Source organism: Nocardioides sp. JQ2195, from assembly GCF_012272695.1.
Lineage (GTDB): Bacteria > Actinomycetota > Actinomycetes > Propionibacteriales > Nocardioidaceae > Nocardioides.
Genome location: NZ_CP050902.1, coordinates 4,064,349 through 4,076,652, shown reverse-complemented (window position 1 = coordinate 4,076,652; position 12,304 = coordinate 4,064,349). Strand labels below are relative to the sequence as shown.

Genomic DNA, 12,304 nt, shown 5'->3' with positions numbered 1-12,304 from the left:
CGATTGCGTCACACATGACCACCGAGGTCAACGCCTGTCCGTTTCCTGAAACAATTTCTCCACAGCTTTGTCCACAGGCTGTGAGGATCGGACCGTCGCTGTGGACAACGCTCTCACAGGCTTGGCCCACCGCCCGCATTCTTCACAGTTCCTGCTGGTCAGAGGGCATTTTCGGGACTCTGTGACGGGGGTCACTCGGCGGTTCCGGAGTTGGCCGTGCGGGGGTGTCGGGGAGCCTCGGTGGTCCTGAACGTAACAAGGGCAGGGCCCCCGGATCAACCCGTCATCCACAGGTTGTGGGCGGCTGGGTTTGACCCCCTCTTCGAGCAACGCGTACCGTTGCTTGGTCACCCCCGGTGTCGACCGGTGCCGCATGTCCACGACTGTCCGGCCAGATCCGTCTGGCCGGCCTTGCGTGGGTGGGCGGTGCCAGCCGAAACAGAGCTGCCCGTCGTGTTGGGCATCGGCGGTGCAGACCAGCCGGACCAACTGTCCTGAACCCATCCTCCAGGGGAGATAAAGCTCGTGAGCAAGCGTACCTACCAGCCGAACAACCGCCGCCGTCACAAGGTGCACGGTTTCCGCCTGCGCATGCGGACCCGCGCCGGCCGCGCCATCCTGTCCTCGCGTCGTCGCAAGGGCCGCGGCAAGCTCGCTGTCTGAGCCTGCTGCTGAATCTGCGCGGCCTTGCTGCCCCGGGAGAACCGCCTCACCTCGGGTGACGACTTCCGGAACGCTTCTCGCAAGGGCCGCCGCGCCGGCTCGAAGACGCTCGTCGTCCACCTCTGGGTGGCCGACGGCCCCACCACTGATCCGGCCCGCGTCGGATTCGTGGTGAGCAAGGCAGTCGGCAACGCGGTCACCCGCAATCGAGTGCGACGTCGTCTACGTCATCTGGTCCGGGAGTTGCTCGCGCAGCTCCCGGATTCTGGCGTGCTCGTGGTCAGGGCCCTGCCGGCCGCCGCGGACGCGTCCGGCGATCGCCTGGCTGACGACCTGACCCACTGCCTGGCCCGGGTGGCGCCATGAAGTACCTGCTCATCGGGCTCCTGAAGGCCTACCGACTGCTGATCAGTCCCCTGTACGGTCAGGTGTGTCGCTTCCACCCGAGCTGTTCGGCCTACGCGCTGGAGGCGGTGACCCGACACGGGTCCATCCGCGGCAGCTGGCTCGCCGTACGCCGCCTGGCCCGTTGTCACCCGTGGTCCGCAGGGGGCTACGACCCGGTCCCCCCTGCTCGTTCCACCCCGGTGGAGGATGACCCCACCACCCCTCACAGCCCTCTTCAAGGAGTCTGAGTGTCCTTCATCGGCGACATCGGCCACTTCATCATGGTGCCGCTGTACTACGTGATCTCCGTCGTGCTGGTCGGCTTCCACAAGCTGTTCAGCACCTTCATGGACCCGGCTTCCGGGGCGGCCTGGGCGCTGTCGATCGTCGGCCTGACGCTGGTCATCCGGGCCGCACTGATCCCGCTGTTCGTGAAGCAGATCAAGTCCTCGCGCAACATGCAGCTGTTGCAGCCGAAGGTGAAGGAGCTGCAGAAGAAGTACGGCCACGACCGTGAGCGTCTGGCGCAGGAGACGATGGCGCTCTACAAGGAGGCGGGCACCAACCCGTTCGCGTCCTGCCTGCCCATCCTGCTCCAGATGCCGATCTTCCTGGCGCTGTTCCGCCTGCTCGACCAGGCCGCCAAGCACGGCAAGGCGCACGGTGTCCTCAACGAGACGTTGGCCAAGCAGTTCGGCAACTCCGAGCTGTTCGGCGTGCCGATCGCCGGCACCTTCCTGAAGGCCGACGGCGACCACGGTCTCCAGGTCCTGGCGCTGTTCTTCGTGCTGGCGATGCTGGTGACCACGTTCACCACCCAGCGCCAGCTGATGACGAAGAACATGCCCGCCTCGGCGATGACCGGCCCCTACGCCCAGCAGCAGAAGATGATGCTCTACGTGCTGCCGGTGGTCTTCGCGATCGGTGGCGTCGCCTTCCCGATTGGTGTCCTGATCTACTGGACCGTCTCCAACCTGTGGACGATGGGCCAGCAGTTCTACGTGATCCGCAACAACCCCGTGCCCGGCACGCCCGCCGCCGAGGCCAAGGCCGAGCGCGACAAGCACAAGGCCGAGCGCAAGGCGCTCAAGAGCGGTGCCCCGGTGCAGGTTGACGGTCTCAACGAGACGGCTGCCGCGACGGAGGAGCCGAAGGCCCAGCCCCGTGTCCAGCCCAAGAAGCAGACGCGCAGCCAGCGGAACACCAAGAAGAAGAACCCCCCGAACAATCGTTCCTGATCGAAACCGAGAACCAAGGAGTTCCACACGTGACTGACGAAGTGACCGAGGAGAAGGCCCGCCCCTCTCGTGTCGAGCGCCTCGAGCACGAGGGCGACATTGCGGCCGACTACCTCGAGGAGCTGCTGGACATCGCCGACCTCGACGGCGACCTGGACATGGACGTCGAGGGCGATCGGGCCGCGGTCTCCATCGTCGGCGCCGACCTCAGCCAGCTGGTCGGTTCGCGCGGTGAGGTCCTGGAGGCGTTGCAGGAGCTGACCCGTCTCGCGGTCTACCGGGAGACCGGTGAGCGCTCTCGCCTGATGCTGGACGTCAGCGGCTACCGGGCCGACCAGCGAGCGACGCTGGTGAAGCTGGCCCAGGCGACGGTCGCGCAGGTGAAGGAGTCCGGCGAACCGGTCTCCCTCGACCCGATGACGCCCTTCGAGCGCAAGGTGGTGCACGATGCGGTCGCCGAGGGCGGATGCCGCTCGGAGTCCGAGGGCGTCGAGCCTCGCCGCCACGTCGTCGTTCTCCCGGCGTGAATGTGACGTCCTGATCGTGGTTTCACGTGAAACACCCTCCGCGCCGCCGGCCACGCCGGATGTGGCCCGGAGGGTTTTCTCATCGGAGCGCCTGCCGTTGATCGAGGCGTACGCCGCGAGCCTCGCCGACGCGGGAACAGTGCGTGGCCTGATCGGTCCACGGGAGGTGCCCCGCCTGTGGGAGCGTCACCTGCTGAACTGTGCCGTCCTCGCCGAGGCGATCCCTGAGAGCTCTACGGTGTGTGACATCGGCAGCGGTGCGGGCCTGCCGGGCCTCGTGCTCGCCGTGGCTCGACCTGACCTGCGGCTCACGCTCGTGGAGCCACTGATGCGACGGACGACCTATCTGTCCGAGGTGGTCGAGGAGCTCGGGCTGGACACGGTCGAGGTGGTTCGCGGCCGCGCCGAGGTGCTGCACGGGGCGCGAACCTTCGACATCGTGACGTCACGTGCCGTGGCGCCCCTCGACCGGCTGCTGGAGTGGTCGATGCCCCTGGTCGCCGACCACGGTCAGCTGGTGGCGATGAAGGGATCGTCGCTCTCCGAGGAGATCGAGGTGGCTCGGACCGTCCTCTCCCGGTTCCACTGCACCGAGCCGGAACCACTCACCTTGGGCACCGGCGTGATCGACCCTGAGACTTTTGCGGTGAGGGTGGCATGGGCGGAGGGTCGGAGGGTAGGTTTGGTCGCTCCGGCCACGTCCGCGAGCAAGAAGAAGAACTCGGGTGCTGGGGGTCGAAAGGGCCAGCGGAGCGGCGGTCGTCGCTGAGCGCAGTCCGCGCTTGCACCATTCCCGAGAAATAGTTATCCACCGGCAATTTGCCGTCTGCTGAGCGTGGTTCTCCACAGAAGCAGGACCACTATCCACAGGAAGGTCGTCCCGTGGTTTCACGTGAAACGTCCTCATCGGCACCGGGATTCGTCGTACGGACCGCCGCGGACCTGGCCGAGAACACGCCGGGCTTCCAGGACGAGACCACGCCGCTGGCCCGGGCCACCGAGCACTCCATCCTGGCTCGACGTACGGCGTACGGCCGCTCCTCGGTCGGTCGACCGGCTCGCACTCGCGTGATGGTGGTGGCCAACCAGAAGGGCGGCGTCGGCAAGACCACCTCGGCGGTGAACCTGGCGGCCGCGCTGGTGCAGCTCGGCCAGCGGGTCCTGCTGATCGATCTCGACCCCCAGGGGAATGCGTCCACCGCGCTCTCGATCGACCACCATCGCGGCATCCCGGGCACCTACGACATGCTCGTCGACGGGACTCCCCTGCAGGAGGTCGCCCAGCAGAGTGGTGACCTGGAGAACCTGTTCGTCGTCCCGGCGACGATCGACTTGGCGGGCGCGGAGATCGAGCTGGTCTCCGCCGTGGCCCGCGAGAGCCGCCTGCACAAGGCGATCAACGCCCATCCGCTCGTCGGGGGCGAGGAGGCCGGCGAGGATCGATTCGACTACGTGCTGATCGACTGCCCGCCGTCCTTGGGGCTGCTCACCCTCAACGCACTGGTCGCCGGCGAGGAGATGCTGATCCCGATCCAGGCCGAGTACTACGCCCTCGAGGGTCTGGGCCAGCTGCTCGAGACCGTGGAGATGGTCAAGAAGCACCTCAACAACCGTCTCGAGGTCTCCACCATCCTGATCACGATGTACGACGCTCGCACCCGGCTCGCGGCGGGAGTGGCGGACGAGGTGCGGGAACACTTCGGCGACACCGTGCTGAAGACGTCGATCCCCCGCTCGGTGCGCGTCTCGGAGGCCCCGTCCTACGGCCAGACCGTGATGACCTACGATCCGGGATCACCAGGCGCACTCAGCTATCTCGAGGCCGCGCGCGAGGTGGCGACCAAGGGAGCGAAGCCATGAACCAGAAGCAGACGCAGCGACGCGGGTTGGGCCGAGGACTCGGCGCGCTGATCCCAACCAGCCCCGTGGTCGAGGAGCCCGAGGCACGCAGGGACGACCACGCGTCCGATGCCGCCTCGTCCTCCTCTTCCTACGCCACTCCGTTGCGATCGGGTGGCGCCACGCCGACCAACGGGTCGGATCGGGCGGCGTCCACGTCGTCGTCCGCTCCCGCGGCCGACCCCTCGGCTGCCGCCGACGGCCAGGACGTCGCGCCCGCCGACTCCGTCGAGGAGCCCGCGCTGGTCGCCGGGGCCTACTTCGCCGAGCTGCCGCTGACCAGCATCACCGCGAACGCCCGCCAGCCCCGCCAGGTCTTCGAGGAGGAGGCGATGGCGGAGCTGGTCCACTCGATCCGCGAGGTCGGGCTCCTCCAGCCCGTCGTCGTACGCCGTCTCGCGCAGGATGACGCGAAGGGTGAGCCCGCCTACGAGCTGATCATGGGTGAGCGTCGTTGGCGCGCCTCGCAGGAGGCCGGGCTCGACGTCATCCCGGCGATCGTTCGCCAGACCGACGACAACGACATGCTCCGCGACGCGCTCCTGGAGAACCTGCACCGATCGCAGCTCAATCCCCTGGAGGAGGCGGCGGCGTACGGCCAGATGCTGGAGGACTTCGAGTGCACGCACGAGGAGCTCGCCAGCAGGATCGGCCGTTCCCGCCCCCAGATCAGCAACACGCTGCGCCTGTTGAAGCTGTCGCCGGCTGTCCAGCGTCGGGTGGCCGCCGGGGTGCTCTCCGCGGGTCACGCGCGTTCGCTGCTCGCGGTCGAGAATCCCGACATCCAGGACCGGCTCGCCCAGCGGGTCGTCTCCGAGGGCATCAGCGTCCGTGGACTCGAGGAGATCGTTGCCGTCGGTGACCACGGTGGCAAGGGTCCCCGCACGCAGCGCAGCAAGCCGTCCGCCCCCGGCCTGAGCGAGCTGGCCGATCGGCTCTCCGACCGACTGGAGACGCGGGTCAAGGTCGACCTTGGCCGCAGCAAGGGCAAGATCACCGTGGAGTTCGCCTCCATGGAGGACCTGCGGCGGATCATGGACATCATGGACCCGCGCAACCGTAGCGACAGGCCGATCTAGCCACAAGTCGTTTTGTCGACAAAGCGACAAGACGACAGATCGCTAGGTCTATAAACGTCGCAATCCCGGGTCCGCGCGGGAGCTGCGAGGGCCCGGTGGGACGGGCGAGCCAGCTCAGCCCTTCTTGGCGGCGCGCTTGGCCGCCCGACGGGCCGCGCGTTCCTTCTTCTCCGCGATGTCGAGGCGCTCGGCCTCCTCCGGGGTCGGCGCCGAGCCACCGTGGGAAGCGGGAAGCCACCACGCGCCCTCGGGCTGCTCCTCCGCGGGATAGCTGCGGATCGTCTCGTCGAGCAAGGCCTCGAGCCGGCGCTTCAGCTCGGCAGTCTCCGACACCGGGTCCTTGCCCGTGGGGAACATCGGCTCGCCGACGGCCAAGGCGATGGTCTTTCCGCGCGAGAAGTCCTTGGGGTGGTCCTTGGTGATCAGTCGGTGCGTGCCCCACATGATCACGGGCAGCAGCGGAACGCCGGCCGCGGCCGCGATCCGGACGGCACCGGACTTGATCTCCTTGATCTGGAACGAGCGCGAGATCGTGGCCTCCGGGAAGATCCCGACCGCCTCACCCTCCTTCAGGTAGCGCACCGCGTCGTGGAACGACTGGATGCCCTCGCCCCGGTCGACCTCGATGTGGTGCATCGACCGCATCACGGGTCCGCCGACGGGGTGGTCGAAGATCTCCTTCTTGGCCATGAACCGGACCTTGCGGCCGGAGGGGTTCGCCGCGAGACCGCCGAAGACGAAGTCGGCGTACCCGATGTGGTTGCAGGCCAGCAACACCCCACCCTTGCGCGGCACGTGCTCGGCACCGGAGAAGGTGAACCGCAGTCCGAGCGCCCGGAAGGCCACCTTTGCGGTGGCAATGATCGGCGGGTAGGTGAAGTCGCGCAACGGAGCTCTCCTCGACGTGGTGGAAGCACTAGCATGGAGCATCAGTGGTCATCGTGCACCGCCAGCACCCCATCTGAGAACGCACACCCACGAGCAAGCGAGGCAGCCCATGTCGCGCAGGACGGTTCCGCTCACGCTCGACAACCTGGACGGACTGCCGAGCGGCTGTCGACGCTGCCTGTTCTGGGAGCTGGACCCGGTGCGCCGACAGCGCCTCGACGACGACGAGAGCGTCGAGCAGAAGCAGGCCTGGCTCTCGGAGGTGCTGCGTGACTGGGGATCCTGCGGGCGGGTGGCCCTCGTCGACGACGAACCGGTCGGACACGTGGTCTGGGCGCCGACTCGCTACGTCCCGGGGGCGAGCAACTTCCCCACGGCGCCGGTCTCACCGGATGCCGTGCTGCTGACCACGGCGTACGTCGACCCGGAGTGGCGCGGGCACGGCATCGGACGCCTGTTGATCCAGGGCCTGGCCAAGGACCTGATCAAGCGCGGGGACGTGCAGGCCGTCGAGGCCTTTGCCTCCACCCGGAGCGGACCGTTCGGTCACTGCGTGGTGCCCCAGGGGTTCCTGGCCAGCGTCGGGTTCAAGACGCACCGGACGCACCCGGTCCATCCGCGGATGCGGATGGAGATCCGGTCGATGCTGACCTGGAAGGACGAGGTGGAGCTGGCGATCGAGCGTGTGCTGGGCGTCGTACGTCCGAAATCACCAGCGCCGAAGGCAGCCCCTGGGGGACTGCCTCCGGCGCGAAGCGGACTGGGCCGATCAGGACTGGGCCGATGAGGACCGGACCGATCAGGACCGGGCCGGGATCGACTCAGTTGATGAACTGGTCGAGCTCCTTGAGCAGCGCAGCCTTGGGCTTGGCGCCGACGATGGACTTCACGACCTCACCGTTCTGGTAGACGTTGATCGTGGGGATGCCGGTCACGCGGTAGCTCGCCGGGGTGACGGGGTTCTCGTCGACGTTGAGCTTGAAGAAGCCGAGCTTGTCGCCGTGCTCTCCGGCGATCTCGTCGAGGATCGGGGCGACCTGGCGGCACGGGCCGCACCACTCGGCCCAGAAGTCCACGAGGACGGGCTTGTCTGACTTGAGGACCTCGGCGTCGAACTCGGCGTCGGTCACGGCTGCAATGTTGCCCACGGTTATCCCTTTCTGGTTCCCGGGCTGTCCGGGCTGGAAGCTTGGACTGGTGTTGCTCTGATGGAACAGCAAGCCACCGACGATCATTCCCGCGGCGGCAGACGTCGGCCCGACGTGCGGGCCCAGCGGTCAGGCTCCGGCGGTCTGCGCGGCCTCGATGACGGCCTCGGCCTCGACTGCCGTCTCGGCACTGGCAGCGGCGTGGTCGAGGTCGGCGATGTAGCGCTCGGCGTCGAGTGCGGCCGAGCAACCAGTGCCGGCAGCGGTGATCGCCTGGCGGTAGTGGTGGTCGACCAGGTCGCCGGCGGCGAAGACGCCCTCGATGTTGGTGCGGGTGGAGGGGTGGTCGACCAGGACGTAGCCGTTCTCGTCGAGGTCCACCTGGCCGGTCAGCAGCTCCGAGCGCGGGTCGTGCCCGACGGCGATGAACAGGCCGGTGACGTCGAGCTGACGCTCCTCACCGGTCACGGTGTCGCGCAGGGTCAGGGACTCGAGGCCGTCGGTGCCGTTGATCGAGGCCACCTCGGAGTTCCAGGCGATGTCGAGCTTCGGGTCGGCCAGGGCGCGCTCCTGCATGATCTTGGAGGCACGCAGCTCGTCGCGTCGGTGGATCAGGGTCACCTTCGAGCCGAAGCGGGTCAGGAAGGTGGCCTCCTCGACGGCGGAGTCCCCGCCGCCGACCACGGCGATGTGCTGGTCGCGGAAGAAGAAGCCGTCGCAGGTGGCGCACCAGGACACTCCGCGGCCCGACAGCTCCGACTCGTTGGGCAGGTCGAGCTTGCGGTAGCCGGAGCCGGTGGCGAGGATCACCGAGCGGGCGAGGAACTCACCGTCGGCGGTGCGCACCACCTTGGGCGACGCGGTCAGGTCGACCGAGACGACGTCGTCGGCGATCAGCTCAGCGCCGAAGCGCTCGGCCTGCGCTCGCATCTCGTCCATCAGTGCCGGGCCCATGATCCCGTCCCGGAAGCCGGGGAAGTTCTCCACCTCGGTGGTGTTCATCAGCGCGCCGCCGGCGGTCACGGACCCCTCGAAGAGCAGGGGCTGCAGGTTGGCACGGGCGGCGTAGACGGCTGCGGTGTAGCCGGTCGGCCCGGAGCCGATGATGATCACGTTGCGGACGTCGTTGCTCATGGTGCGGTGGCCTCCCTGGCCTGTCGTCGATCGGGGCTGGAAAACCCGGGTGCTGGAACGGTACGTCCCTGCACAACCGATCCTAGAGGTGGATCATTCCTCGAGCGGCAGCGAGAGGGAACGCACCGGCTGCTCCGAGTCGGAGCCGCACACGTAGACCTCGACCCGGCGCTCCGAGGGCGTCGGCGGCAGGTAGAGGACGACGGCGTCCTTGCCGCGGAAGCTGGCCGGGCGGACCAGGCTGTCAGGGGGTACGTCGTGGGGCACGCACCGCTGCGCCAGGCGGAGTGCGCTGCGTTCCGATCGCTGGGCGTCCTTCAGCTCCTGGGTCCGGGGGCGTGGTTCGAGACCCTTGATGTCGGGCAGCGGGACCGACTTGGCGGCGTAGCCGGGAGCGCTCTCGGCAGCGTTCGGGGCCTCTGACGGCGGACGGACCGAGTCCTGGCTCCCACTGCCCGCGCCGCTGCTGGGCCGGGCGTCCTCCGCAACGCCCGAGTCGGCGTCGCCGGAGCCGGACTGCTGCGCGCTGGGAATCATCTGGCTCACCCCGAAACCGATCGCCACGACCGCCGCCGCGGAGAGCAGGTACGCCGGCCAGCGGCGGGGCCGTCGTGACGGCGCGGAGCCGATCGCGACGACCTCGTCGGTGCCGATCGCGACGACCTCGTCGGTGCCGGGAGAACCGGTCTCGGCCGACAGCTCGGCGAGGACCCCGTCGAGGCGCGCGACGACATCGGCCGGCATCGGCTCGTCGTGGCGCGCGGCGGCCAGCAGGCGGCGTACGGCCTCCTGCTCGGCGTCGCTCAGCTCGGGCTCGGTCAACGGGGACTCACCTCCTGGGGTCGCGGTCACGGGTGGGAAGGGACACTGCATCACGCCGGTCGTCGGGGTGGCCCGCGGGAAGGATCCGTTGATGGGACGGCCGAGGGGCCGGGCGGGTTCCCCGGCGTGGGGGGAGTCACCTCCGGTGCGCGCAGGACGCCCAGCAGGGGCGCCAGCCTGGCCCGCCCCCGAGCGCAGCGTGACTTGATGGTCCCGACCGCACACTCGAGGATCTCGGCGGCCTCGGCGACGCCGTACCCCTCCATGTCGACCAGGACGAGGGCGGCGCGCTGCTCCTCGGGCAGGGTGCGCAGCGCGTCCAGCACCACCGCCCGCTGCTCGGAGTCACTGGCCGCCTGCTCGGGCGTGGCGGCATCGTCGGAGGTGCTCAGCGCCCCGCGCCCGGCGTGCTCCTCGAGGTCGTCGGGCAACGCGTCCGCGGCGCGCACCTTGTTGCTGCGGATCCGGTCGAGGCAGGCATTGACGACCACGCGGTGCAGCCAGGTCGTCACCGCGGCGTCCCCGCGGAAGCCGTCGGCCCGGCGGAACGCGGAGATCAGGCCGTCCTGGAGCGCGTCGGCCGCCTCCTCGGGGTTGCCCATGGTGCGCAGCGCCACCGCCCAGAGCCGGTCGCGGTGGCGCGCGAACAGCTCCCCGAAGGCGTCACGATCACCGTCGACGTGCGCGCGCAACAGCTCCAGGTCGGTCCGGGTCATCCCCGGACCTGTACCTCGGCGATGCGTCCACGAAACCTGTCCTCGTGGGGAACCGAGGTCAACCACACCACGACGTAGCGGCCGGTGACGTCCTCCTCGGGACTGAGCTGGACGCGCCGATCCGACGAGACACCGGTGGCCACCGGGGTGAGGTCGTCCACCCGGGTCGGGGCCGTGGTGCCGGAGGTGACGTAGAGGTCCATCGCCGTCGGGTCGGCGCCGACGCGGACGACGACGTTGCGGACGAGGTGGTTGCGGCCCAGGTCGAGCACGATGCCGACCCCGGGCTTGAGGCCGTCCGGACCGAAGTCCTGCAGGTAGCCCGAGGTCTGCCACGAGGTGCCGGGGTCACCGTCGACGGCCAACCCGACGTCCTCGGGATTCTCCTGCGCAGGACTGCCCCACGGATCGAGGTCGCGCGCACCGGCCACCTTGATCGTCGAGATCGTGCCGTCGGTCCGCGAGGCCGTGCCGGAGTCGTCGGCGGGATCGGAGGAGTCGGTGCTGCGCCCGCGGTTGAAGGCATAGATCGACACCACCAGGATCACCAGGGCCGCGGCGATGATCCACGCCGTCCGCATCCAGTTGCGCCCGGGGACGGTGTCGTCCTCGGTGTCCTCCTCCGCGTCGAACGAGGGCGGCACCGAGCCGGTGCCGGTCTCCCACGGCCAGTAGCCGGTGGCGGCGTCGGCTCCCGGTCGCGTGCGACGGGCGGCCTCGCCGTTCGCCGGCTCGGGAGCGAAGAGCGGGCGCTCGGGAGCCTCCTCGAACGGTGGCGGCGGAGGTGCCGGCTCGGGATCCTTCTGCAGCCAGGCGAGGTCCTCGATGTCGTCGTCGAAGACGGGAACGCCGGCCACGGTCTCCTCGGCGGGCGTGGGGGTGGGCGGGGGTGCCTCGGGGGTCGGCTCCGGCGTCGGCTCGGGCTCGGGCTCGGCCCGGGGGCTCGGCTCCGGGTCCGGGGCCAGCACCAGTGCCTCGATCCTCGGGATCCGCGGGTGGGTGTTGCCGCGGGTGTGCGCGGCCTCCGCCTCGGCCATCGCGGCCGGGTCGCCGACGTACTCCATCAGGGTGGCGGCGATCGCGGCGGCCGAGTCGTAGCCGTGGTCGTGGGGACCGGGGTAGGGACTGAGCACCTCGTCGCACAGCGTGTCGAGGATGCGCGGGACCCCCGCACGGACCTGACGGGGACGCAGGGCTCTGCCGTGCTCCTGCGGCGCGGGCTTCACCGTGGAGGTGGAGATGCCCGGCCACTTGCCGGTCAGCGCGGCGTAGAGGAGTCCGGCCAGGTCGACCACCTCGGTGGTGGTGCGCCCCTCGGGGAGGCCGTGCAGGGCGGCGTCGACCGCGAAGCCGATCACCTTGACCGCCCCCCGGTCGTCGATCATCACGTTCTCCGGGACGAGTCGGCCGTGGGCCACCCCGGCGGCGTGGGCGTGCGCGATCATCTCGCTCACCTCGCCGATCACCCAGGCCGCGCGACGCGGCGCCAGTGGGCCCTCGGCGAGCATGTTGTTCAACGACACGCCCTGGCCCCACTCGTTGACCACGTAGCAGGTGTCGGCGAAGGTGCCGATGTCGAGCACCCGCAGCATCCGCCGGTCGAGCAGGGTGGCGGACCGTCGGGCCGCCGCGCGCAGCTCCTCGGCGCGTGGGTCGTCCTCGTTGATCAGGTGGAGGGCGACGTGGCGGGCCAGGATGTTGTCCCAGGCCAGCCAGAAGTGGGCGCCGCGGGCCTCGTTGAGGAGGTCGATGAGGCGATAGCGGTCGACGATGACCTCGCCCGGCCCCATACGTGTCGGCACG

The 12,304-nt window shown here is 69.3% G+C and carries 15 protein-coding genes; 9 read left to right on the top strand and 6 right to left on the bottom strand.

All coding sequences use genetic code 11. The features are described 5' to 3' along the window. Positions 1 to 525: 525 nt before the first annotated feature. The 8 genes from rpmH to ncot_RS19365 all read left to right on the top strand — a co-directional run bounded on the left by rpmH (position 526) and on the right by ncot_RS19365 (position 5,793). Positions 526 to 663, top strand: a complete 138-nt coding sequence (rpmH, locus tag ncot_RS19400) for a 50S ribosomal protein L34 (protein WP_057322304.1) — start codon at positions 526 to 528, stop codon at positions 661 to 663. A 24-nt stretch (positions 664 to 687) separates the two neighbouring features. Next, entirely contained in the window at positions 688 to 1,029 is a 342-nt protein-coding gene (rnpA, locus tag ncot_RS19395; RefSeq protein WP_168619079.1) for a ribonuclease P protein component, read from the top strand. Next, entirely contained in the window at positions 1,026 to 1,298 is a 273-nt protein-coding gene (gene yidD / locus ncot_RS19390; RefSeq protein WP_168619078.1) for a membrane protein insertion efficiency factor YidD, read from the top strand. The genes rnpA and yidD overlap by 4 nt, the downstream gene beginning before the upstream one ends. Beyond that, positions 1,299 to 2,288 (top strand): membrane protein insertase YidC, encoded by a 990-nt coding sequence (gene yidC, locus ncot_RS19385; protein ID WP_168619077.1) that lies wholly within the window; start codon positions 1,299 to 1,301, stop codon positions 2,286 to 2,288. A gap of 29 nt (positions 2,289 to 2,317) precedes the next feature. Continuing rightward, on the top strand, positions 2,318 to 2,815 hold the full coding sequence (locus tag ncot_RS19380) for a R3H domain-containing nucleic acid-binding protein (protein WP_168619076.1): 498 nt from the start codon (positions 2,318 to 2,320) through the stop codon (positions 2,813 to 2,815). A gap of 97 nt (positions 2,816 to 2,912) precedes the next feature. Next, a complete protein-coding gene (rsmG, locus tag ncot_RS19375; RefSeq protein WP_240937988.1) occupies positions 2,913 to 3,584 on the top strand; it encodes a 16S rRNA (guanine(527)-N(7))-methyltransferase RsmG in 672 nt (223 codons plus the stop codon). A 113-nt stretch (positions 3,585 to 3,697) separates the two neighbouring features. After that, entirely contained in the window at positions 3,698 to 4,675 is a 978-nt protein-coding gene (locus ncot_RS19370) for a ParA family protein (protein WP_277345771.1), read from the top strand. Further along, positions 4,672 to 5,793, top strand: a complete 1,122-nt coding sequence (locus tag ncot_RS19365) for a ParB/RepB/Spo0J family partition protein (protein WP_168619074.1) — start codon at positions 4,672 to 4,674, stop codon at positions 5,791 to 5,793. Before ncot_RS19370 ends, ncot_RS19365 begins: the two co-directional genes overlap by 4 nt. Before the next feature lie 114 nt (positions 5,794 to 5,907). Here ncot_RS19365 and ncot_RS19360 read toward each other — a convergent pair whose 3' ends face one another. Continuing rightward, a complete protein-coding gene (locus ncot_RS19360) occupies positions 5,908 to 6,681 on the bottom strand; it encodes a lysophospholipid acyltransferase family protein (RefSeq protein ID WP_168619073.1) in 774 nt (257 codons plus the stop codon). Positions 6,682 to 6,790: 109 nt separating this feature from the next. Between ncot_RS19360 and ncot_RS19355 the strand changes: the two genes are divergently transcribed. Continuing rightward, complete coding sequence (locus tag ncot_RS19355; RefSeq protein WP_168619072.1) at positions 6,791 to 7,468, top strand: GNAT family N-acetyltransferase; 678 nt, start codon at positions 6,791 to 6,793, stop codon at positions 7,466 to 7,468. 34 nt (positions 7,469 to 7,502) lie between these two features. Here the strand turns inward: ncot_RS19355 and trxA are convergent, their stop codons facing one another. The 5 genes from trxA to ncot_RS19330 all read right to left on the bottom strand — a co-directional run bounded on the left by trxA (position 7,503) and on the right by ncot_RS19330 (position 12,303). Beyond that, complete coding sequence (gene trxA / locus ncot_RS19350) at positions 7,503 to 7,829, bottom strand: thioredoxin (protein WP_277345770.1); 327 nt, start codon at positions 7,827 to 7,829, stop codon at positions 7,503 to 7,505. Positions 7,830 to 7,958: 129 nt separating this feature from the next. After that, the gene (trxB, locus tag ncot_RS19345; RefSeq protein ID WP_168619070.1) at positions 7,959 to 8,963 is read right to left on the bottom strand and encodes a thioredoxin-disulfide reductase; all 1,005 of its coding nucleotides are present in this window, start codon (positions 8,961 to 8,963) and stop codon (positions 7,959 to 7,961) included. 93 nt (positions 8,964 to 9,056) lie between these two features. Continuing rightward, positions 9,057 to 9,815: a hypothetical protein gene (locus ncot_RS19340; RefSeq protein ID WP_168619069.1), complete on the bottom strand. Its 759-nt coding sequence runs from the start codon at positions 9,813 to 9,815 to the stop codon at positions 9,057 to 9,059. Between the two features lie 20 nt (positions 9,816 to 9,835). After that, positions 9,836 to 10,501, bottom strand: a complete 666-nt coding sequence (gene sigM / locus ncot_RS19335) for an RNA polymerase sigma factor SigM (protein WP_168619068.1) — start codon at positions 10,499 to 10,501, stop codon at positions 9,836 to 9,838. Next, a complete protein-coding gene (locus tag ncot_RS19330) occupies positions 10,498 to 12,303 on the bottom strand; it encodes a protein kinase family protein (RefSeq protein WP_168619067.1) in 1,806 nt (601 codons plus the stop codon). Before ncot_RS19330 ends, sigM begins: the two co-directional genes overlap by 4 nt. Position 12,304: the final 1 nt, after the last annotated feature.